The sequence below is a fragment of the Bowdeniella massiliensis genome, from assembly GCF_023634005.1.
Taxonomy (GTDB): domain Bacteria; phylum Actinomycetota; class Actinomycetes; order Actinomycetales; family Actinomycetaceae; genus Bowdeniella; species Bowdeniella massiliensis.
On the sequence record NZ_JALIQR010000011.1, the window covers coordinates 64,710 to 86,377 of the forward strand.

21 protein-coding genes are annotated in these 21,668 nt (G+C 65.4%); all 21 read right to left on the reverse strand.

All coding sequences use genetic code 11. From position 1 onward, the window contains the following. Positions 1-7 precede the first annotated feature (7 nt). The 21 genes from MUN85_RS08800 to lysA all read right to left on the reverse strand — a co-directional run bounded on the left by MUN85_RS08800 (position 8) and on the right by lysA (position 21,666). Positions 8-2,152 (reverse strand): hypothetical protein, encoded by a 2,145-nt coding sequence (locus MUN85_RS08800; protein ID WP_250506365.1) that lies wholly within the window; start codon positions 2,150-2,152, stop codon positions 8-10. Positions 2,153-2,154: 2 nt separating this feature from the next. Next, positions 2,155-2,787 (reverse strand): ABC transporter ATP-binding protein, encoded by a 633-nt coding sequence (locus tag MUN85_RS08805; RefSeq protein WP_250506366.1) that lies wholly within the window; start codon positions 2,785-2,787, stop codon positions 2,155-2,157. Positions 2,788-3,282: 495 nt separating this feature from the next. After that, complete coding sequence (gene atpC, locus MUN85_RS08810; RefSeq protein ID WP_250506415.1) at positions 3,283-3,522, reverse strand: ATP synthase F1 subunit epsilon; 240 nt, start codon at positions 3,520-3,522, stop codon at positions 3,283-3,285. Positions 3,523-3,527: 5 nt separating this feature from the next. Further along, a complete protein-coding gene (atpD, locus tag MUN85_RS08815; protein ID WP_250506367.1) occupies positions 3,528-5,006 on the reverse strand; it encodes a F0F1 ATP synthase subunit beta in 1,479 nt (492 codons plus the stop codon). A gap of 26 nt (positions 5,007-5,032) precedes the next feature. Further along, positions 5,033-5,926, reverse strand: coding sequence for a F0F1 ATP synthase subunit gamma (locus tag MUN85_RS08820; RefSeq protein WP_073716346.1), 894 nt, complete (start codon positions 5,924-5,926; stop codon positions 5,033-5,035). A 2-nt stretch (positions 5,927-5,928) separates the two neighbouring features. Continuing rightward, positions 5,929-7,569, reverse strand: a complete 1,641-nt coding sequence (gene atpA / locus MUN85_RS08825; protein WP_250506368.1) for a F0F1 ATP synthase subunit alpha — start codon at positions 7,567-7,569, stop codon at positions 5,929-5,931. 33 nt (positions 7,570-7,602) lie between these two features. Next, positions 7,603-8,418 (reverse strand): F0F1 ATP synthase subunit delta, encoded by an 816-nt coding sequence (locus MUN85_RS08830; protein ID WP_250506369.1) that lies wholly within the window; start codon positions 8,416-8,418, stop codon positions 7,603-7,605. Further along, positions 8,418-8,960 carry a F0F1 ATP synthase subunit B gene (locus MUN85_RS08835; protein WP_092561066.1) on the reverse strand — a complete coding sequence of 181 codons (543 nt, stop codon included), beginning with the start codon at positions 8,958-8,960 and terminating at the stop codon, positions 8,418-8,420. The genes MUN85_RS08830 and MUN85_RS08835 overlap by 1 nt, the downstream gene beginning before the upstream one ends. Before the next feature lie 19 nt (positions 8,961-8,979). Continuing rightward, entirely contained in the window at positions 8,980-9,186 is a 207-nt protein-coding gene (atpE, locus tag MUN85_RS08840; protein WP_348647972.1) for an ATP synthase F0 subunit C, read from the reverse strand. An 82-nt stretch (positions 9,187-9,268) separates the two neighbouring features. Next, positions 9,269-10,111, reverse strand: coding sequence for a F0F1 ATP synthase subunit A (gene atpB, locus MUN85_RS08845; protein WP_250506371.1), 843 nt, complete (start codon positions 10,109-10,111; stop codon positions 9,269-9,271). Between the two features lie 186 nt (positions 10,112-10,297). Continuing rightward, positions 10,298-10,810, reverse strand: coding sequence for a Cg1360 family ATP-synthase-associated protein (locus tag MUN85_RS08850; protein WP_250506372.1), 513 nt, complete (start codon positions 10,808-10,810; stop codon positions 10,298-10,300). Continuing rightward, complete coding sequence (locus MUN85_RS08855) at positions 10,807-11,916, reverse strand: MraY family glycosyltransferase (RefSeq protein ID WP_250506373.1); 1,110 nt, start codon at positions 11,914-11,916, stop codon at positions 10,807-10,809. The genes MUN85_RS08850 and MUN85_RS08855 overlap by 4 nt, the downstream gene beginning before the upstream one ends. Then, complete coding sequence (locus tag MUN85_RS08860) at positions 11,913-12,557, reverse strand: L-threonylcarbamoyladenylate synthase (protein ID WP_250506374.1); 645 nt, start codon at positions 12,555-12,557, stop codon at positions 11,913-11,915. The genes MUN85_RS08855 and MUN85_RS08860 overlap by 4 nt, the downstream gene beginning before the upstream one ends. Continuing rightward, positions 12,554-13,468, reverse strand: a complete 915-nt coding sequence (locus MUN85_RS08865) for a N5-glutamine methyltransferase family protein (protein WP_250506375.1) — start codon at positions 13,466-13,468, stop codon at positions 12,554-12,556. Before MUN85_RS08865 ends, MUN85_RS08860 begins: the two co-directional genes overlap by 4 nt. Continuing rightward, positions 13,437-14,591 carry a peptide chain release factor 1 gene (prfA, locus tag MUN85_RS08870; RefSeq protein ID WP_250506376.1) on the reverse strand — a complete coding sequence of 385 codons (1,155 nt, stop codon included), beginning with the start codon at positions 14,589-14,591 and terminating at the stop codon, positions 13,437-13,439. The genes MUN85_RS08865 and prfA overlap by 32 nt, the downstream gene beginning before the upstream one ends. Positions 14,592-14,669: 78 nt before the next feature. Next, positions 14,670-14,876 (reverse strand): 50S ribosomal protein L31, encoded by a 207-nt coding sequence (gene rpmE / locus MUN85_RS08875; RefSeq protein WP_092561055.1) that lies wholly within the window; start codon positions 14,874-14,876, stop codon positions 14,670-14,672. Between the two features lie 124 nt (positions 14,877-15,000). Continuing rightward, positions 15,001-16,662, reverse strand: coding sequence for a transcription termination factor Rho (gene rho, locus MUN85_RS08880; RefSeq protein WP_250506416.1), 1,662 nt, complete (start codon positions 16,660-16,662; stop codon positions 15,001-15,003). A gap of 301 nt (positions 16,663-16,963) precedes the next feature. Next, positions 16,964-17,857 (reverse strand): homoserine kinase, encoded by an 894-nt coding sequence (thrB, locus tag MUN85_RS08885; RefSeq protein WP_250506377.1) that lies wholly within the window; start codon positions 17,855-17,857, stop codon positions 16,964-16,966. An 8-nt stretch (positions 17,858-17,865) separates the two neighbouring features. Then, entirely contained in the window at positions 17,866-18,960 is a 1,095-nt protein-coding gene (thrC, locus tag MUN85_RS08890) for a threonine synthase (RefSeq protein ID WP_250506378.1), read from the reverse strand. Between the two features lie 4 nt (positions 18,961-18,964). Continuing rightward, positions 18,965-20,242 carry a homoserine dehydrogenase gene (locus MUN85_RS08895; protein WP_250506379.1) on the reverse strand — a complete coding sequence of 426 codons (1,278 nt, stop codon included), beginning with the start codon at positions 20,240-20,242 and terminating at the stop codon, positions 18,965-18,967. A gap of 44 nt (positions 20,243-20,286) precedes the next feature. After that, a complete protein-coding gene (lysA, locus tag MUN85_RS08900) occupies positions 20,287-21,666 on the reverse strand; it encodes a diaminopimelate decarboxylase (protein WP_250506380.1) in 1,380 nt (459 codons plus the stop codon). Positions 21,667-21,668 lie beyond the last annotated feature (2 nt).

Consider the following 21,668-nt stretch of genomic DNA (forward strand, 5'->3'; position numbering starts at 1 on the left):
TAGGCGGTTACGCCTCGTCGCTCGCCGCAAAGACGACGGGCCGCTGGTTGCGGCAGACACTGACCGTAATGATCGCACTGGCCCCCAGAGCAATCAGCGCTGCGACAACGACCACACCGATACCAGCGGCCCACGGCAGGTCCGCGATCGGTCGCGTTGTGTTTTGAGCTCCCAAGGCCAGCAGGAAGGCGACGGCAATTCCCGCACCTGTACCGATCAACACGGGAATCGTCATGCGGCGCCAGACGACCGACCAGATTCGCCGCCACCCATCAGCCATCACATTGACGACGAGCAGCGCGCGTCGCAATCGAATCAGTTCGCTCGCGAAACCGAAGATCACGGCCACGCTGAGCAACACCACGCCGACGGCGATGACGTGAGAAAAGCCCTGATAGCTTCGTAGCTCCCGGGAAATCGCAGTCGCGAACGTACGGGTGTGGTCTATTAGCTCCGGGGCGGGAACCAACGTTGCTTGCACCTTCGAGCGCAGCTCGGCCGCGTCGTCGGTCAAGACGAAATAATACGAGGCGTTCGCAGGAAGCTGCTGGCTTGCCGCAACGGTGATGCTCGATGCCTGGGTCACCGCTCGCGCAAGATCCGGTGGCAGCGATTGCGTACCCTCGTAGGTGCCAGGTTTCAGCCCAAAGTCCTGAAGGATCTCCGGCTTACCGATCAATTCAGCCGTCATGCCGTCATCTGAGGGCACCACGAACAACACCCGGTCGCCAAGAGCCCGAGCGGTATCGGCCACAAGGCTGCCGACAACGCCGGATTGCTGTGCAGCCTGAAGTGCGTTGGGGGAATACGCAAAGCGGGCGATCCGAGCATCGTGCTGTGTCTGTAGCGAGGACATGTCGGACTGGACGGCCTGCAGCGAAATAGCAGAGACAAGGAAGATGAGACAGATCGCCGCACTACGCGCTGCGAACCGAACCGTGGGTTGTGGTCGGGTCTGCGCCTGGGCACCAGCAACTAACGGACCCAGAGCCGATGTATTGACCTGACGCGATGCGATGAGACGCAGAGTTGCGCGCAACGAAAGTGGTAACAGCAAGACAAATCCGACCACGATGAAAATCAGCACAAACGGCGTAGCAAGAATCCAATCGGAACTCTTTACTATAGCGACGAGAATCGTGCCAAGGCATCCCCATATGATCACTGCTATGGCCTGCCAGATGAGTGTCTTGGGCGCCTGCGCATTTCGCGGCCTCCAGATATCCGCGCGTTCCCGACGCAGTCCAAGCGGGCTCGCCACGAGTGCGATACTCACGAGTAAGGCCCCGATTGCCGCGGCCACGAACCACAGCCAATGGGCTCTGAGATCTGCCGCACTCACGACCGTGTTAACCCAACGCAAAATGATGTGCGGAACCGCGAAAAAAGGCACAAACACAACAAATGCCAGCATGGTTCCGCCAACGACCGGCGGCAAGAGCTCTAGCAGTTGTAGGCCCGTGATTCGCGAGCGACTAAAACCTAGCTGGCGTAAAAGCTCGACGCGATGCGCTCGGTTTCCTGATCCCACGCGCAAGGCAGAAACGTAGGCGAGCAGTCCTGGAAGGAGCATCGCCATCGCAAAGGTCGCAATTTCACGGCCGGGATTGGTGTACTCGAAGCTGCCAGATAGTTCGATTCCGGCCCCTTGCTCGAATCTCGCTAACGGTTCCATTGCCTCGGTCCGCGCGGAAGCAGGGTCTGCCCAGTAGATCGCGAGTTTTTCATCAGGCCAGCCCACGACATTGCCCAAACCCTCGACCCGCCGCTCAGCAATCTCCCACCCCTGCTGCGCCTCTGGGGATGCTAGCCAGGCGGGACTGGCCACCATGGTCCCAAACGGGAGATCCCGCGGCAAGAAACTCGGCGGAGGGACATCGGCGTAGCGAGGCACTACCGTGAAGACGAGCGAACCCGTTCCGTCGGCAAATCCGCGACGCTGGATATCATAGAAGTACTGGGCTTCATCGCGGTGTTCGGGCTGTACAAGCCGATACTGGCCGACACGATGGGCCGCAGCGTCGTACAGGGATAGCTGGGCTACGACCGCCAGCACCGCGAAGGTCCACAAGAAGCTTGCCACCACAAGAAAACCCGTGAGGAGTCGGCCATAGTGGTTGCGGCGAGCCAGGGAACGCGCGATATGCCACATACCTAGAGCTTTTCTAGTTCCAGCATATGATCGGCCATCCTGGCCACCACCATGTCGTGGGTAGAGATGATGAGTGAGGCATTCAGGTCCCGGAACTGCGAGAAGATGAGATCTGCGACGCGATCGCGGGTGAGCGCATCGAGCGCCCCGGTAGGCTCGTCGGCGAGCACTAGCTGCGGTCCCGACACCAGCGCCCGGGCGAGCGCCACGCGCTGGCGTTCCCCGCCGGAGAGGTTCTCCGCTTGCTCGTCAGGGTCTGGGATGCCCAGCGCCAGTACGAGGCTGCGGGCGCGTTCGTGATCGGAAACTCCCTGTGCCAGCAGCGGCAACGCAGCGTTCTCGACGGCGGTGAGTTCGCTCAGGAGGTTTCCGTGTTGATAGACCACTCCAAGCTGGCGGGCGCGGTATTCGCGCAACGCTTTTCCACGAAGTCCGACGATCTCGCGCTCATCGACACAAATTGACCCGGCATCAGGCTTAAGCGATCCACTCAAGCAGTTCAATAGGGTGGTCTTACCGGATCCCGATGGTCCGACAATGGCGAGCGAAGCGCCGCGGTCCACGCTGAAGGACAGGTCTTTAATCACCCAGCGGGGACCGTAGCGCTTCGATAGCTTCGATACGACAACCGACAAGCTATGCCTCAATCATGTGAGTTGTAATCCGAGCATGTCATGGGACGCCACCCGTTGGTGCGACATGCTCTGACCTTGGTAACCCACTCCGGACTTGAGACCACAATTTGGCTCTTTACGGTATTAAAACCCCCCTTGTTCATCACCGAGCCATAGGACCCTTTGTTTGAGACCCATTGTCCCGATGCTGCAGCGCTATCGGAGGCTGTATCTTTGACGTTCACGGTACGGTCTCCGTTGCTGGTCCAGACTGAAGCACCGGACCGGCTCGCTGAAACTGCGTAGCTGTTCGCCACCGCCGCAAACGTCATCACACCTGTCAGCGTTACGGCCGCCAGTTTTCGAACCATTTGATTCATGGAACTCACCTCTCCATTGGGGATCATGTAAGGCTAGCTTAGGGGGTGTCGATCCGCAGTCAAGCAAAACGCAACGTGGTCTTTTCCAATGAATCGTGCATACGCGAGGTGGCCCCACAACTGTGGGGCCACCTGCCTAGGTGTTATCGACGACGACCTGCACCACATCGTCATCGACCGAGACGAAACCCGCGACGACGTCGAAGGATTCGGTCTGCCCACCGGTCTTGATCCGCACGGTGCCTTCGCGCAGGTTTGCAAGCACCGGCTGGCGTCCGGGCAGAATACCCAGATCGCCGTCGGCGGCCGGCACGATCACCGATTCCGCCTCGCCGTCAAACAGCGAACCATGCGTAGAGACGATCTCGACCTTCATGGCCACTACTTCGTCTCCTCCTGGATCTCGGACCAGCGACGCTCGAGGTCCTCGATACCACCGATGTTGAAGAACGCCTGCTCGGCGACGTGGTCGTACTTGCCTTCGGCGATGCGCTTGAACGCTTCGATCGTCTCATCGAGCGGCACCGTGGAGCCCTCAACACCCGTGAACTTCTCAGCCATGTAGGTGTTCTGCGAGAGGAACTGCTCGATGCGACGCGCCCGCGCAACCGTAATCTTGTCCTCTTCGGACAGTTCGTCGACGCCGAGGATCGCAATGATGTCTTGCAGTTCCTTGTTCTTCTGCAGGATCGACTTCACGTGCGTGGCGACGTCGTAGTGTTCCTGGCCGACGTACCGCGGATCCAGAATACGCGAGGTCGAGGCCAGCGGATCGACGGCGGGGTACAGGCCGCGCGAAGCAATCTCACGCGAGAGTTCCGTCGTCGCATCCAGGTGCGCGAACGTCGTGGCCGGGGCCGGGTCGGTGTAGTCATCGGCGGGCACGTAAATGGCCTGCAGCGAGGTAATCGAGTGACCGCGCGTCGAAGTAATGCGCTCCTGCAGAGCGCCCATCTCGTCGGCCAGGTTCGGCTGGTATCCCACGGCCGACGGCATGCGGCCGAGCAGCGTCGATACTTCGGAGCCGGCCTGCGTGAAGCGGAAGATGTTGTCGATGAAGAGCAACACGTCCTGCTTCTGCACGTCGCGGAAGTACTCGGCCATCGTCAGCGCGGACAGCGCGACGCGCAGGCGGGTGCCCGGCGGCTCGTCCATCTGCCCGAAGACGAGCGCGGTCTTGTCGAAGACGCCGGCTTCGTCCATCTCGTGGATCAGGTCGTTACCCTCACGGGTACGCTCGCCGACGCCTGCGAAGACGGAGACGCCGCCGTGGTCCTGGGCGACGCGCTGAATCATTTCCTGAATCAGCACCGTCTTGCCCACGCCCGCGCCGCCGAACAGGCCGATCTTGCCGCCCTGCACATACGGCGTGAGCAGGTCGATTACCTTAATGCCGGTTTCGAACATCTGGGTCTTGGACTCCAGCTGGTCGAAGGCCGGGGGCTTGCGGTGGATTGGCCAGCGCTCGGTAACCTCGAGGGTTTCGCCCTCGGGCAGGTTGAGCACGTCGCCGGTCACGTTAAAGACGTGGCCCTTCGTGATATCGCCGACGGGCACGGTGATCGGAGCGCCGGTGTCATACACCTTGGCGCCGCGCACCAGGCCATCGGTGGGCTTGAGCGCGATGGCGCGGATCAAGTTATCGCCGAGGTGCTGGGCGACCTCGAGCGTCATCTTGACGACGGATTCGCCTTCGCCCTGCGCGCTCAGGTCAATCTCGGTTTCGAGCGCGTTGTACATATCGGGCAGCGCGTCCGGCGGGAACTCGATGTCGACGATCGCGCCGATCACGCGTGCGATACGGCCGAAGGACTCGCCTTCGCCGGTCTGCACGTCGGCTTCTGATGCAGTTACGGTCATGATGTGTTCCTTTTCCCCTAGCAAACTCAGCTGGACGCCAGCGCGTCCGCGCCGGACACGATCTCGGAGATCTCTTGCGTGATCTCCGCCTGGCGAGCCGAGTTGGCCAACCGCGTGTAATTGCGGATGAGGTCCTCGGCATTGTCGGTGGCCGTGTGCATCGCGCGCTGGCGGGAGGCGAGCTCCGAGGCCGCGGCGTGCAGTAAGGCATTGTGGATGCGGCTGCGCACATACAGCGGCAGCAGCGCATCAAGGACTTCTTCGGCGCTGGGCTCAAACTCGTAGAGCGGCAACGCATCGGTTTCTGCCGCTGCTACGCCTTCTACGATTTCGAGCGGCAGCATGCGACGCACCTCAACGGTTTGCGTCACCATCGTCTTGAATCGGGTAAAGACGACGTGCAGTTCGCCCACCCCCCCGTCGGCGCGCGAGGCCAAGAACTTCTCCAGCAGCGTATCGGCGATATCGGAGGCCATCTCCGAGGAGGGGGCGTCGGACTCGCCCGACCAGCTGCCGGCGAGCTCGCGGCCGCGGAACTTGAAGTAGCCGATGCCGCGACGGCCGGTGACGTAGAGGTCAACGTCCTTGTCTTCGGCGTCGAGCTGTTCCAAGACGCGTTCGGTGGCGCGCAGCACGCTCGCGGTGTAGGCGCCCGCCATGCCGCGATCAGCGGTAATGACGAGGACAGCTACGCGCGTTGTGTCGCGGCGCTCCTTGGTGAGCGGATGGTCCGTATGCGTGTGGTTCGTGACCGCCGAGACCGCCTTGGTGAGGGCCTCCGCGTAGGGGGTTGCCTCTTGGGCGCGCTCGCGCGCCTTACCAATGCGGGAGGCAGCGATCAGCTCCATCGCACGAAACACCTTTTTCAGGGTTTGCGTGGACTTGATTCGCTGTTTGTAGACCCGCTGAGAACCTGCCATGCTCAGCCTCGCTTGCCGCGGACGATCTGCTCTTGCGTGCGCTCGGCTTCGTCTTCTTCTTCTTCGGCAGCAACATCCGCCGACAGGGTTTCGCCGGAGTCGGCGAGGAAGCCCGTGCGGAAGTCCTCGATCGCGCCACGCAGGGCGTCTTCGGTCTCGGATTCGAGCAGTCCGGTCTCCGCGATCGTCGTCAACACATCCGTGTGACGGCGCAGGTAGTCCAGCATTTCGCGCTCGAAGCGCAGCACCTCGGAGACCTCAACATCGTCGAGGTAGCCGTGGGTACCGGCCCAGATGGAGGCCACCTGGTCTTCGACTGGGTAGGGCGTGTACTGCGGCTGCTTGAGCAGCTCCATGAGGCGCTCACCGCGGGTGAGCTGCTGGCGCGAGGCCGGATCCAGATCGGAGGCGAACATCGCGAAGGCCGCCATCGAGCGGTACTGCGCGAGGGTGAGCTTCAGCGTGCCGGAGACCTTCTTCATCGCCTTGACCTGGGCGTCGCCACCCACGCGCGAGACGGAGATACCGACGTCGACGGCGGGGCGCTGGTCGGAGTTGAAGAGGTCGGACTGCAAGAAGATCTGACCGTCAGTAATGGAGATGACGTTGGTCGGGATGTAGGCCGACACGTCGTTGGCCTTGGTTTCGATGACGGGCAGGCCGGTCATCGAGCCGCCGCCGAGCTCATCGGAGAGCTTGGCGCAACGCTCTAGGAGGCGGGAGTGCAGGTAAAACACGTCGCCCGGGTAGGCTTCGCGGCCCGGCGGGCGGCGCAGCAGCAGCGAGACGGCGCGGTAGGCTTCGGCCTGCTTGGACAGGTCATCGAAGATGACGAGGACGTGCTTGCCCTCGTACATCCAGTGCTGACCGATCGCGGAGCCGGTGTAGGGCGCGAGGTACTTGAAGCCGGCCGGATCCGAGGCCGGGGAGGCGACGATCGTCGTGTAATCGAGAGCGCCGGCTTCTTCCAGGGCGCCACGCACCGAGGCGATCGTCGAGCCCTTCTGACCGATCGCGACGTAGATGCAGCGCACCTGCTTGTTCGGATCGCCCGTCTCCCAGTTGGCCTTCTGGTTCAGGATCGTGTCCAAAATGATGGCGGTCTTGCCGGTCTGGCGGTCGCCGATGATGAGCTGACGCTGACCGCGGCCGATCGGGATCATCGAGTCGATCGCCTTCAGGCCGGTCTGCAGCGGCTCGTGGACGGACTTACGGGCCATCACGCCGGGAGCCTGCAGCTCCAGGGCGCGGCGGCCGGTCAGGTCGGTGATGTCGCCCAGTCCATCGATCGGGTTGCCAAGCGGGTCAACGACGCGGCCGAGGTAACCGTCGCCGACGGGCACGGAAAGGACCTCCCCGGTACGGCGCACCTCCTGGCCTTCTTCAATACCCGTGAACTCGCCCAGAACGACGACGCCAATTTCGCGTACGTCCAGGTTCATGGCGAGCCCCAGCGTGCCGTCTTCAAAACGCAGCAGCTCGTTTGCCATCGTGCCCGGCAGGCCTTCAACCTGTGCGATGCCATCGGCGGCAAGAGTGACTCGGCCGACTTCCTCCGTCACGGCCTGCTTGGGCTCGTAAGAGTTCACGAAGCTGTCAAGTGCAGCCCGGATTTCCTCGGGCCGGATCGTCAGCTCAGACATTCTTTCCTCACGTATGTTTCGTTCTTAGGCCGGCTAGCCGCTGATCGCGCGCCCGGCCTCTTCGAGGCGCGCCCGGATAGTTGCGTCAACCACGTCGGTGCCAACTTGCACTCGCATGCCTCCCAGCACGTTCGGGTCGACGTCGATATTGATATGGACGGCTTGGCCAACCTGGGCTTGCAGTAGTTCGCCGAGGCGATCGATCTGCTCTTGGGTGGGCGGGGTCGCCGTGGTGACGGTCGCGACAATGCGCTGGCGTCGGGCCGCGGCGAGATCGCCGATTTCGGACAGCGCCTGCGGCACGGTCCGTCCGCGCAAGGTGGCGGCGACGCGACGGACAAGCAGCAGGGTTTCGGGGCTGAGGCGATCGGCAAAGAGCGATTCCACCAGTCCGATACGCTGATCTGCCGGCAGTTCGCGATCCGCGAGCGCCATCCGCAGCGAGCGGTTGTCGGTCAACAATCGCGACAGTTGGAATACTTCCGATTCCACGTCCAGCAGCCGATCCTGGGCCTGGGCACTAGCTAGCGTCGAGGTGACGGCAAGCGATGACAGTGCGTCGGCCAGGTCCTTATCGTCGGACCAGCGAGCGCGCACCATGCCGGAGATCAGGTCGGTGACCTCCCCCGATGCCTTGCCCCCGATGACCGCAGTGACGAGGTCAGCTTTGTCCTGACCATCTCGCGCGGGATCGGTAAGGGCGCGCCGTAGGTTCGCCGATTCGTCGAGCATGTCGACGATCGAGAACAGCTCCGTCGCGAAATCCATGCCCTGGCTGGCCTGGTTGGCAAGGATGCCTTCGAACCGTTCGGCGGCGGCGCTCAGGGCGGCGTGGCTGGCAGCTCGCATTAGGACTCCTTGACCGGGGCCGGGCTGTGCTGCTCGAGATCGTCGAGGAATCGATCGATCACGCGCGACTGTAGGGCCTGGTCGGTGAGCGATTCACCGACGATCTTGGAGGCGAGCTCGGTGGCGAGCATGCCAACGTCGGCGCGCAACGCGATCTGGGCGGCTTGCCGCTCGGCTTCGATCTGACGCTTGGCGACCTCGTGCATGCGCTCGACTTCGCTCTGGGCCTCCTTGCGGGCGGCCGCGACGATCTCGCGCCCCTCCTCGGAGGCCTCTTCGCGAATGCGAGCAGCGTCCTTGCGAGCCTCGGCCAGGCGCTGGTTCAGCTCAGCACGCAGTTCGTCGGCTTCCGCCTGAACGTTCTCCGCGTGCTTCAGTCCGCCTTCGATCTTTTCGGCACGCTCATCGAGGATGGCGTAGATCTTGGGCAAGGACTTCCAAAAGACAATCGCGATGATGCCGACGCAGACGGCAGCCCAGAAAATATCGTACAGCGGAGGGATCAAGACATTGCTTGGTACTCCGGCGGCGTAGATATGCACTGGTTTTGGTCCCTACGTCTTAGTTGAATACGAAGCCGGCTGCGAGACCGATCAGGCCGAGGGCCTCAACGAGTGCCATACCGATGAACATGTTGATGCGCAGGGGGCCCGCAACCTCGGGCTGACGCGCGGTGGCTTCCTGCGTACCGGCGACGAGGATGCCGAGGCCGATGCCGGGGCCGAAGGCGGCCAAACCGTAACCAATGGTTGCGATGTTACCGGTGATCTCCATAGTGATGGGGTACCTTTCCGTGTGGTGTTTTCGGGCTGTTGCCCGGACAATCGAGGCGCAGGCGCGCCCGCGAAACTTAGTGGGCTTCGACCGACAGGCTGATGTAGACCGCGGTCAGGAGGGCAAAGATGTAGGCCTGCAGCGAGGCGACGAACAGCTCAAACAGGACGAAGGCGAAGGAAATCGCAAAGGTGCCAACGCCGAGGGGTTTCATCGACCAGGCGGCCTGGAAGAGCAGGAACTGCGTCGCCGCGAAGCACAGGGCCAGCAGCAGGTGGCCGCTCATCATGTTGGCCAGCAAACGAATGGTCAGCGTCGCGGGGCGCAGGATGAAGGCCGAGAGGAATTCCACGGGCGTGAGCACAATGTAGATCGGCCACGGCACGCCCGGCGGGAACAGCGTCGTCTTCAGGTAGCCCCAGCCACCCTGCGCCTGCACGCCGGCGACGATGAAGGCAACGAGCGCGATGATCGCCATGACGAAGGGGAAACCCACGACGGAGGAGCCCGCGAGGTTCAAGCCCGGTACCAGGCCGGTGATGTTCATCGCGAGGACGGCGAAGAAAATCAACGTAATGAGGGGCGCCCACTTGCGGCCGTTCTTCTCACCGAGGACCTCCACGGCGATATTAGAGCGCACGAAGCTCACGGCCAGCTCCAAAACGGACTGGCCGCGAGACGGGATGAGCTTGAGGCTGCGCGTGCCCAGGATGAATAGGGCGCACAGCACGATCGTCGCGATGACGCGGATCATCATGACGCGGTTGAACTCGAAGAACGTTCCCTCGCCGAAGATGGCCGGCGGAAAGAAGTCGGTGAGGCCCGGAGCGTGGAAACCGTCGTCACTGCCGCTCGCCGCCGGAAGGGCGAGGACGGGGGACGTGATCTTTGCGCTCAGCAGTGAGACGAAGTGCGACAACGAAGCATGCTCCTGGGACGTGATGGTCTGAGGGGCGCTCCCGCCAGACAGTGCCGTGGGAACACACCGAGCCTAACGCAAAATGCGCGGGGCCTAAAGACGATAGTGCCGCGCTTTGGCGCAGCGGCCGGGACTAATGGCCCAAACGCCGCCTTAACGTGCGCCATTTCACGCAGCGGCGTTCCGCTACTTCGAACGGAACAGGCCGCGGCGGCGGCGGGGGCGCGGCTCGGCGGGGGTGACGGAAGGGTCGACGTACAGGACGCGGGCCCCGGCGACGCCCTTCATCTCGATGACGGAGGAGGCGATGATGAGCGGGATCAGGGTAAAGACAAAGACGCCCCGGTGATAGAAGTCCGAGTCGCGCACGAGCAGGAGGACACCAAAGACGATAAGGACCTTGACGAACCAGGAACCTAGGGCTGCGGCCGAGGCAATGTAGACCGGTTGGGCGGCCGTTGCTCGCATAACGATGACGGTAGTGAGGACAAACAGCGCGGCAAGGCCGAGGGCGAGCAGCGCGCCGTACAGGCCCGCAACTCCCGCGACAGCGGCGCCGATGCCTAGGGCCAGCACCGTCGCGATGAGCAACATGATGAGCAGGTTGCGCAAGATCTTGTTGAACATCGTGCGCGTGGCGCGATCGGCGGCGTAGACCCGCTCGTTGAACTCCTCGGGGTTTTCGATGGGGTCGATCACTGGATGGGGTCCTTTGGTTGGGGGGCTCGTCGTAACCAGTTTCGCGTCAGGACGAGGGCGATGACAACTGCGATGATCGTGCCGGCCAGCACCTGCGGCCATGGCGCGATGATAAGCGAGGCGGCGGAAAACGCTACGACGGCGGTCCACAGGTACATGATGAGGACGGCGCGGCGGTGAGAGTGCCCGAGGTCGAGGAGGCGATGGTGCAGGTGCATGCGGTCGGCGTGGAAGGGCGAGTGGCCGGCGCGCAGGCGGCGCACCACTGCTAGCGCCATGTCGAGCAGGGGCAGCAGGATGATGGCGACGGGAAGCAGCAGCGGAACGAAAACGGGCGCGGCCTGGGTGGCGGGCACGCGCGCGGGGTCAATCGTGCCGGTAACGATGATGGTGGCGGCCGCGACCATGAGCCCGAGCACCATGGCGCCCGCATCGCCCATGAAGATTGTTGCGGGGTGGAAGTTAAACGGCAAGAAGCCCAGGCACATGCCTACCAGTACCGCGGTGACGGCGGTGGCCAGTGAGGCGTAATTCTCCGGGGAGACGGTGCGCGTGAGCTGGTAGGAATAGGCAAAAAATGCCGTGGCGCCGATGCCCACCATGCCGGCGGCGAGGCCGTCAAGCCCGTCGACGAAGTTGACGGCATTCATGGCGGCGACGACGACGAGAACGGTGGTGATGAGTGACAGGCGCGAGGACCCAATCGTCAGGCCCGCAATGGGGAAGGTCACGAGTTGGACGCCGGAGTAGGCAAGGACACCGCCGACGAGGATTTGGCCGGCGAGTTTGGTCATCCAGTCCAGGTCCCAAATATCGTCGGCCATGCCGAGGAGGCACACGAGCCAGGCCGAACCGATGATGCCGACAAGACGATTCCCCTCGGTGAGCGCTTGAGAGAGGAAGGACATCTGCGAGCCGATGAGCAGCGCTACGGTGAGGCCGATGACCATGGCGACGCCGCCCATGCGCGGGGTCGGGATGACATGCACATCGCGGCTGCGCACCGGGGTCCAGGCGTGGGTGGCGATCGCGAGGCGCCGCGCGAGCGGGGTGGCGAGATAGGTGACCGTCGCGGCGAGGACGAGCAGGAGCAGGTAGCCTTTCACGACTCGATATCGCGCAGTTCCGGGACGACGGCGCCAAGCTCGGCGTGGGAGAGGTCCCCGGCGCGCACGATGCGCGGCGGGTTCTGGCAGGTGTCGACGATGGTGGAGGGCCGCACCTCGGTGCGCGGTCCGGCGTCGAGGTAGACGGGCACGGCGTAGCCGAAATACTCTTCCGCTTCCTGCGCGCTCGTGGCTGGGGGCAGCGTCGAGCGATTGGCGGAGGAGACGGCCAGCGGTCCGGTGCGGGCCAGCAGCTTGAGGGCAATCTCGTCGTCGGGCATGCGCAGCGCGACGGTACCGTAGGTTTCGCCCAGGTCCCACGTGAGCGACGGGCGCGCCGGCACGATGAGGGTGAGCGGCCCGGGCCAGAACTTTTCGGCGAGGGCGCGCGCGGCGGGCGGCACGTCGGCGGCGAGCGCGTCGAGCACGGCCGGGGAGGAGACAAGAACGGGCGGCGGCATATCGCGGCCGCGCCCCTTGGTTGCCAGGAGGAGGGCGACGGCCCGCGCGTCGAACGCATCGGCGCCGATCCCGTAGACGGTATCGGTGGGCAGGACGATGACGCCGGAGCGCTTGAGCGCATAGGCGGCTGCGTCCAGGGCGGCCTCGGCTACCGTGTCATCCAAGCAGTTGTAGATCACGGCTCGATCTTCCCACGTTCTGCGCCGACGGTGCACCTGACCGTGAGGTAACGCTCCCGGCCGGCAAGGTCACGGTGGGTCTGAATGTTCGTGAGCCCGGCGGCGTGGGCGGTGCGGCGCATCGCCTCACCTTGCGAGTCGTGGTGCTCAATGATCGCGAGGGCGCCGGGGGCGAGCAGGCGCGCGGCGGCCCCAAGGGTTGCGCGCGGCAGCTCCATACCGTCTTCTCCCCCGCCGAACAACGCGCGACGCGGATCCTTCGTTACGTCCGCGGGCGGCAACTCTCCGTCGGGCAGGTAGGGCGGATTGGCGACGAGGAGGTCCAGCGGCGCGGGGGCCTGCCACGTGGTGAAATCGGCGTGGATGAGCTCCACACGCGAGTCGGCGGCCGCCAGCTCGGTGGCGTACCTCTCGGTATTGACGGCGGCAAGTGCGAGCGCGTCGCTGTCGATATCGCAGGCGAGGACGCGGGTGCGCGGGATACGCGTAGCGATTGCGAGGGCGAGCGCGCCGGAGCCGGTGCCGAGGTCGGCTACGAGGAAGGGCCTATCCCCCGCGGCCTGCATGCGCGCAAGTTCGCGCACCGCGGCCTCGGCGAGGAGTTCGGTTTCCGGGCGGGCGATCAGCGCGCGCGAGTCCGAGGCGAGGGTGAGGTGGCAAAACGCCATCTCGCCAAGGACGTGCTGCAATGGATCCCCGGCCAGGCGGCGCGCAACGAGGCGCTCCAGGCGCTCGACTTGCTCGCCGGTCAGGGGCGGCGCAAGGAGGAGCTCTCCGGCAACGACGTGGGTGAGCAGGGCGCGCGCTTCGGCCGCCGGCGAGGTGAGGCCGGCGGCGGCGAGGCGTGCGGTGAGGTCCGGCAGCAGCCGCGCGGCGGGCCTAGAGTCCCTGGGCGAGGCGGTGCTGCTCATCGAGCGCGATGGCCGAGGCGATCACCGGCTCGAGTTCGCCATCGAGGACGGTATCGAGGTTGTAGGCCTTGAAGCCGGTGCGGTGATCGGCGATGCGGTTTTCCGGGAAATTATAGGTGCGAATGCGCTCGGAACGGTCGACGGTACGCACCTGGGACTTGCGCGCCTCGGCAGCGGCAGCGTCGGCCTCTTCCTGCTTGAGCTGGGCGAGGCGTGCCTTCAGCACGCGCATCGCGGCTTCGCGGTTTTGGATCTGCGACTTCTCGTTTTGCATCGAGACGACGACACCCGTCGGCAGGTGGGTGATGCGCACCGCGGAGTCCGTCGTGTTGACGGACTGGCCGCCGGGGCCGGAGGAGCGGTAGACATCGATGCGCAGATCATTTTCGTCGATCTCGATCTCGCCCTCGTCCTCCAGCTCGGGCAGCACGAGCACGCCCGCGACCGACGTGTGGATGCGGCCCTGGGACTCGGTTACGGGGACGCGCTGCACGCGGTGGACGCCGCCCTCGTACTTCAGGTGCGCCCACACGCCTTCTTCGGGCGTGACGTTGCCCGAGGCGCGGATCGCGATCGTCGCATCCTTGTAGCCGCCAAGATCGGACCACGTCTCGTTCAGCATCTTCGCGCTCCAGCCCTTGCGCTCGGCATAGCGCAAGTACATGCGCGCGAGGTCCGCGGCGAACAGCGCGGATTCCTGCCCGCCTTCGCCCGCCTTGATCTCCATAATGACGTCGTTAGCGTCGTCGGGATCGCGGGGCAACAGCACGTCGCGCAGCACGTCAGTAGCTTCACTTGCGCTAGCTTCAAGGGCGCTAATCTCGTCGGCGAAATCCGGGTCCGCCGCCGCGAGATCGCGGCCGGCCTGCAGATCTCCGACCGCGTCGATGAATCGGCTGTAGGCGGCGTTGACGCGTCCGAGTTCGGCGTAGCGCCTGCCGACCTTGCGGGCCTTGTTCTGGTCGGAGAGCACGGCGGGGTCGGCCATCTGGGTTTCGAGGTCCTGGTGCTCAACAAGGAGGGGGGCGGCCGAGGCGGTGAGCTGGCGCTCTTCCTCGCTCAGGCGCGCCCACACGTCATCGTCGAGGGCCAAACCTTCGGGTTTTGCGGGGCTGGAGGCCATGGAGTGTCCTAGGTAGAGGGCGGTTCATACGACCAGAGGGGACCCGCCGCGTGGGCAGGTCCCCTCTGGGAAGTGTAGCTACTTGCGCTTGCCGTAGCGCTTCTCGAAGCGGGCGACGCGGCCGCCGGTGTCGAGGATCTTCTGCTTGCCCGTGTAGAACGGGTGGCAGGCCGAGCACACATCGACGCGCAGATCGCCGCCGCTAGTGGATCGGGTGGTGAACTCGTTGCCGCACGTGCAGGTCACGGCGGTTTCGGTGTATTCGGGGTGGATACCCTGCTTCATGGTGTCTCCTTAAGGAATTCGAGGACGCCGGGTCCCCTTGCGGGGTGAACCGGAACCAAAGAGATATCTTTCCACGCCGCCCCCGCTGGGTCTAGCCCGCAGCGGGGGTTTGGCGTGTGAGATGTCAGACGACGTGTGAGTCGCTACCCTCGTCGCGACCGGCCGGCGTCGTCTTCAAAATCGACATGAGGAACTCGGCGTTGGACTGGGTGTCACGCAGCTTGTTGAGCATGAGCTCGAGCGCCTGCTCCTTTTCCAGTCCCGCGATGAGGCGACGCAGGCGCCACATGACCTTGAGGGCCTCGGCCTGCACGAGGAGTTCTTCGCGTCGGGTGCCCGAGGCGTTGACATCGACGGCAGGGAACATGCGCTTGTCGGCCAGGTGGCGCGACAGGCGCAGTTCGGAGTTGCCGGTGCCCTTGAACTCTTCGAAAATGACCTCGTCCATCTTCGAGCCGGTTTCTACCAGCGCGGAGGCGAGAATGGTGAGCGAGCCGCCGTCTTCGATGTTGCGGGCGGCGCCAAAGAACTTCTTCGGCGGGTACAGCGCGGAGGCGTCCACACCGCCGGACAGGATCCGGCCCGAGGCGGGCGCCGCCAGGTTGTAGGCGCGCGAGAGTCGGGTGAGCGAATCGAGCAGCACCACGACGTCCTTGCCGAGTTCCACGAGGCGCTTGGCGCGCTCGATGGCGAGTTCGGCGACGATGGTGTGGTCGGAGGCGGGGCGGTCAAACGTCGAGGCAATGACCTCGCCCTTGACCATGCGCTGCATATCTGTGACCTCTTCGGGCCGCTCGTCGACGAGCACCACCATGAGGTGGACCTCAGTGTTGTTGTGCGCGATCGAGTTAGCGATCTGCTGCATCACGATCGTTTTGCCGGCCTTGGGGGGTGCGACGATGAGGCCGCGCTGGCCCTTGCCGATGGGCGCGACAAGGTCGATGATGCGCGGGGTGATCGCCTTGGGGGTGGTCTCCAGGCGCAGCATTTCCTTGGGGTAGAGCGGCGTGAGCTTGCCGAAGTCCGGGCGATCCTTGGCGTGTTCGACCGGGCGGCCGTTCACCGTATCAACGGTGAGCAGCGGGTTGTACTTCTGGCGCTGGGAGCGACGATCATCCTCGCGCGGCTCGCGGATTTTTCCGGTGACGGCGTCGCCGCGGCGCAGGCCGTACTTCTTGACCTGGCCGAGGGTGACATACACATCGTTCTCGCCGGGCAGGTAGCCGGTGGTGCGCACGAAGGCGTAGTTCTCAAGGACGTCCAGGATGCCCGCGACGGGAATCAGCACGTCGTCCTCGCGGATCTCCGGCTCGTCGCGATTGCGACGCTTGTTGTTGTTGCGATCGTTGCGGTTATCGCCACGATCGCGGCCGCGATCGCGGCGGCGGCGATTGCGGCTGGAGCGATCGCCCGAGTCATCGCGGTTATGGCGGTTGTCGCGGCCCGAGCGCTGGCGGCGATCGCCGCTGTCCTCGCGCTCCTCCTCACGGGAGTGCTGGGCGCGGCCTTCGCGCTTACGCGCGGCCGCCTCTTCGAGCGCTTCCAGCGAGATCTGCACGTCGTCCTCGCGCTTGGGCTCGTCCTGGCGCTTGTTCTCGCGCTTCGGCTCGTTCTCGCGCTTGGGCTCGTCCTCACGCTTGGGCTCGTTCTCGCGCTTGGGCTCGTCCTGGCGCTTGCCGCCGGAGGACTTGGCCGCGCGAATCTCGGTAATGAGATCGCTGCGACGCTTCTTGGCCGTATCAATGCCCATCTTCTGGGCGACGTCTTGCAATTCCGACAGACGCATGGCCGATAGCGGACGCGGCTTCGCTGACGCAGCCTCTGATGCCGTTGCGTTGGGATTTTCGGTCACGTGGTTCCTTCCCCCGGCCGGACACGAAGATAACCGGGATTCGTGAAATGAGGTGCTACCTCGGGGCGAATTCACCCCATAGATGCGTCTGGATCAAAGCAGAATCGACTTTGATATGAAAGACGCGGGAATGCCGTGCAGGATATCCCTGCGAGCGACGCATCCAGCCTAACACTAAGGCGCACAATTGCGCACATAGCGTTCGCTCACAGATAAGGAGTGCTGCGCGCCACAGCTACGCGGTCGTGGCGATCGCGCCGCGGGTATCGACGGGAGTGGACCACACTCGCCAGCGCTGCGCTCGCAGGGCCGCCGTCGTGACGTGATCGAGTTCCGATAGGACGAGCACGGTGGGGCCGGCGCCGGAGATCACGGCGGGCAGGCCGCGGGCGCGCAGTTGATCGACGACGTCCATCGAGGCGGCTAAGACTTCGCGGCGGTAAGGCTGGTGCAGCCGGTCCTCGGTGGCGGATAGGAGCAGGCTGGGGTTGGTCAGGGCCGCGACGAGCATCGCCGCGCGGGCCACCGTGTAGGCCGCGTCGTCGAAGGGGACGGAGGCGGGCAGCAGGTGGCGGGCACGGGAGGTCGAGAGCTCGAAACTGGGAACGATGACGGTAGGGTGAATCTGCTCGCTGAGGGGTAGCTCGACCGATTGCGCCGCGCCACCCTCCATCCAGGCGAGGCGCGCGCCGCCGTGGATCGCCGGTGCGGCGTTATCGGGGTGGCCCTCCATTTCGCTGGCGAGGTGCAGGACCGAGTCGAGCCCGAGCGCGTCGTCGTTATCTACCATGTGGCGGGCGATCATCAGGCCCGCGACGACGGCGGCGGCTGAGGAGCCGAGGCCGCGCCCGTGCGGGATCGAGTTCCGGCAGGTCAGCTCCAGGCCCACCTGGGGGGCGCCAGCGAAGTCGAGGCCGATCCTGATGGCGCGCACGACGAGGTGGTCCTCCCCCGTCGGGATGGCGCCAGCGCCCTCGCCCGTCACGCGGACCTTCGTCGGGCCGGTGGTGGCACGGGCGCGGATTGTGTCGCGCAGTTGCAGGGCGAGTCCGAGGCAGTCAAAGCCCGGCCCGAGGTTCGCGCTCGTTGCCGGCACGGACACTTCCACGTCGTCGTACTTCAGGTGCATCGTGCGTCCTAGAATCCGAGTGCGGCCGCGGCGGTGGCGAGGTCTGCGGGCACCGTCGTCGTCTCCAATTCGGCGTCCCCCAAGGCGGTGGCGGTGTCCTTCAGGCCGTTGCCGGTGACGGTGCAGGTGATGAGGGCGCCGCGCGGGACCTTGCCTTCGCGCGCCTTTTTCAGCACGCCTGCGACCGAGGCAGCCGAGGCGGGCTCGACGAAAACGCCGACCTCGCGCGCAAGGAGCGCTTGGGCGTCCAGAATTTCGGCGTCGGTGACAGCCTCGATGAGGCCGCCGGAGTCATCGCGCGCGGCGCACGCGTAGTCCCAGGAGGCCGGGTTGCCGATGCGGATCGCGGTAGCGATCGTCTCGGGCGCCTCAATTGGCTCGCCCTTGACGAAGGGCGCGGCGCCGTCGGCCTGAAAGCCCCACATGGCCGGCACTGTATCAACGACGGCGCGGGCGGATTCGTCGGCAAAACTCGTGGCGGTGGTGCGCCCGGCGTACTCGTTGAAGCCCATCCAGTAGGCGCTGATATTGCCCGCGTTGCCGACGGGCAGGGCGTGGATATCGGGGGCGCGGCCGAGCGCGTCGACGATTTCGAAGGCCGCGGTTTTTTGGCCCTGCAGGCGGTAGGGGTTCACCGAGTTGACGAGGGCGATCGGGTAGGCGTCCGCGAGCTCGCGCACGAGGCGCAAACAATCGTCGAAATTTCCGTCTACTTGAAGCAGTTCGGCGCCGTGGACGATCGCCTGGGCGAGCTTGCCTGCGGCGATCTTGCCGGCGGGCAGCGCGACGATGCAGCGCAGGCCCGCGCGCACGGCGTAGGCCGCGGCCGAGGCGGAGGTATTGCCCGTCGAGGCGCAGACCACCGCTTGCGCGCCCTCGGCGACGACGCGCGAGATCGCCGTCGTCATGCCGCGGTCTTTAAAGCTGCCCGTGGGGTTGGCGCCCTCAACCTTGACGTAGATGTCGGCTCCGGTGGCCTCACTTAGGGCGGGCGCCGCCAATAGCGGGGTGCCGCCCTCGCCGAGCGTGATGGCCGGCTGCGACGGATCGAACGGGAGGCGGGAAGCGTATTCGGCGATGATGCCGCGCCAGGGGTGTGCCATGGTCCTATCCTTCCACCGGCATGAGGGCGCCGACGGCGATGACGTGCGGGTTATCGGCTAATTCGTCGGCGATTGCCTCCAGGGCGCCGCGCGGCGCGGTGTGCGTCATGATCGAGACGCGGGCTCGCGGCCCGTCCGCGTCCTGGCGGACCTGGCCGATCGAGACGCCGTGGCGCGCGAACGGCTCGGCAATGGAGGCGAGGACGCCCGGTTGGTCGTTGACGGTCAGGTCGATCGTGAAGACGCCGCGGGCGCTTGCCGCGGGCAGCACCGGCAGCGACGCGTAGGGCAGTTCGCGCGGGGCGTGGCCACCGTAGACGCGCTTGGCGGCGGCGGCCACCACGTCGGAGAGCACGGCGGAGGCGGTGGGGGCGCCGCCCGCGCCCTGGCCGTAGAACATGAGCCGGCCGGCGGCCTCGGACTCGGTGACGACGGCGTTGTAGGCGCCGCTCACGGCAGCGAGGGGGTGGGTGCGCGCCACCAGCGTAGGGGCGACCTGAACGGTAATGCCATTAGGGGCGCGTCTCGCCGTGGCTAGCAGCTTAATCACATAACCATCGCGCGTGGCGGCGGCGATCTGCTCGGCGGTGATCTCGCGGATGCCGCGCGTATCGACGTCGTCGATCCCGACGCGCGAGTGGAAGGCGATGGAGGCCATGATCGCGATCTTGGCGGCGGCATCCAACCCATCGACGTCGGCGCTCGGATCGGCCTCCGCGAAGCCCAATTCCTGGGCATCGGCGAGGGCTGCCTCGTAACTCAGCCCTTTCGTCGTCATCTCGTCGAGGATGTAATTCGTCGTCCCGTTCACGATGCCCGAGATCGCGGTGACCTGATCGCCGGCAAGGGATTCGCGCAGCGCGTAGACGACGGGGATCGCTCCGGCGACGGCGGCCTCGTAGTACAGATCGACGTCGGCGCGGGCGGTCGCCTCGTGCAGCTCGGGACCGTGGGTAGCGAGCAGCGCCTTATTGCCGGTGACGACGGAGGCGCCAGAATTTAGGGCGCGAAGGATGAGGGTGCGGGCGGGCTCCAGGCCGCCGATGAGCTCGATGACGAGGTCGGCCCGCTCGATCAGCGATTCGGCGTCGTCAGTGAGCAGCTCGCGCGGCACATGTGCGGGGCGCGGCGCGCTCACGTCGCGCACGGCGATGCCGATAAGGTTCAGGCGGGCGCCGCAGCGTTCGGCAAAGTCGTCGCTTTGTTCGGCAAGGAGTCGCACGACTTCGCTTCCGACGGTGCCGCAGCCAAGGAGGGCGATATTGAGGTCAACGTGGGCCATGCCAGGCAGGTTAACGAATCTCGCTGCCTAGCGGGGCCCGCGTCTCACGTCTCGCTCAGCTGGGTATCGAGGGCGAAGAGGTCCGCGAGCGTTTCGGGGCGCAGCCACCAGCTCGCGGCTCCGTCGGCGAGGGCAAGGACGCCCGGGCGCAGCGCCATGTTGTAGTTCGAGGCCATCGCGCGGCCGTAGGCGCCGGTGACGGGGATGGCGATGATATCGCCGGGTGTGATATCGCTGGGCAACTCGGCGTCGGGGATGAGGATGTCGCCCGACTCGCAGTGTTTTCCGACGATGCGCGAGCTTACCGTTGCGCCGCCCGGCAGCCGGTTGGCAAGGGTCGCGCTGTAGGAGGCGTTGTAGAGCACGGGGCGAATATTGTCGGACATGCCTCCGTCGACGGCGATGTAGCGCCGAATCTGGCCGCTTTCCGTCGTGACGTCTTTGGTAGCGATGACGGGGTACAAGCTGATGCAGGTGGGCGCGATGATGGAGCGGCCCGGCTCGATGGAGACGACGGGCACGGGCGTATCCAACTCGGCGCACGCGGTGCGCACGACGGCGGCCAACGTGTCGGCGACGAGTTTTTGGCTGGGGCCGGGCGCATCGGCGCCGGTGTAGGCGACCCCGTAGCCGCCGCCCAAATCGACCTCGTCGACGCTGATGCCCGCCGCGCTGAGGTCACGCCGCAGGGTGAGCAGGGCGCGCGCGGCGACTTCGAAGCCGGCGAGGTCCATGATTTGGGAGCCGATGTGCGAGTGCAGGCCGATGAGGTGGACGCCCGGCGTGGCGGCGATTTTCTCCGCGGCCGCGCGGGCGGCGCCGGTGGCCAGCGAGAGGCCGAACTTCTGGTCCTCGTGCGCGGTGGCGATGAAGTCGTGGCCGCCGGCGTGCACGCCCGTCGTCACGCGCACCATGAGTGGTGCGCTCGTGTTGTGGGCGCGTGCGATGGCGGCGATGCGCTCGATTTCCGGCAGCGAGTCGATGATGATGCGGCCGATGCCGGCGCTGACGGCGAGCTCGAGTTCGGCGTCCGTCTTGGCGTTGCCGTGCAACCCAACGTCGGCGGGGTTGGCACCGGCGCGCAGCGCGAGGGTGAGTTCGCCGAGTGAGGCGGTATCGATCCCGAGGCCGATCGCCGTGAGTTCCTTGACGAGCGCGGCGCACAAGAACGCTTTGCCGGCGTAGTACACGCGCGCGCCGTTCATGCCGTAGCCGTCCCAGAAGGCTTCGTCCATCGCCATCTGCCAGACGGCGGCCCGTCCGGCGATGGCGGCGGAATCAGCGATGACGACGGGGCCTGGCTCGATGCCGAGGCGATCCCAGGACAGCGGCACTGCCCCGATCTGCAAGACGCCGTCCACGCCGCGGCGGGTCGTCGTGGGCCAAAGGTCGGGCCGCTCGTGCGGTTCGGGGCAGGCGTTCATGC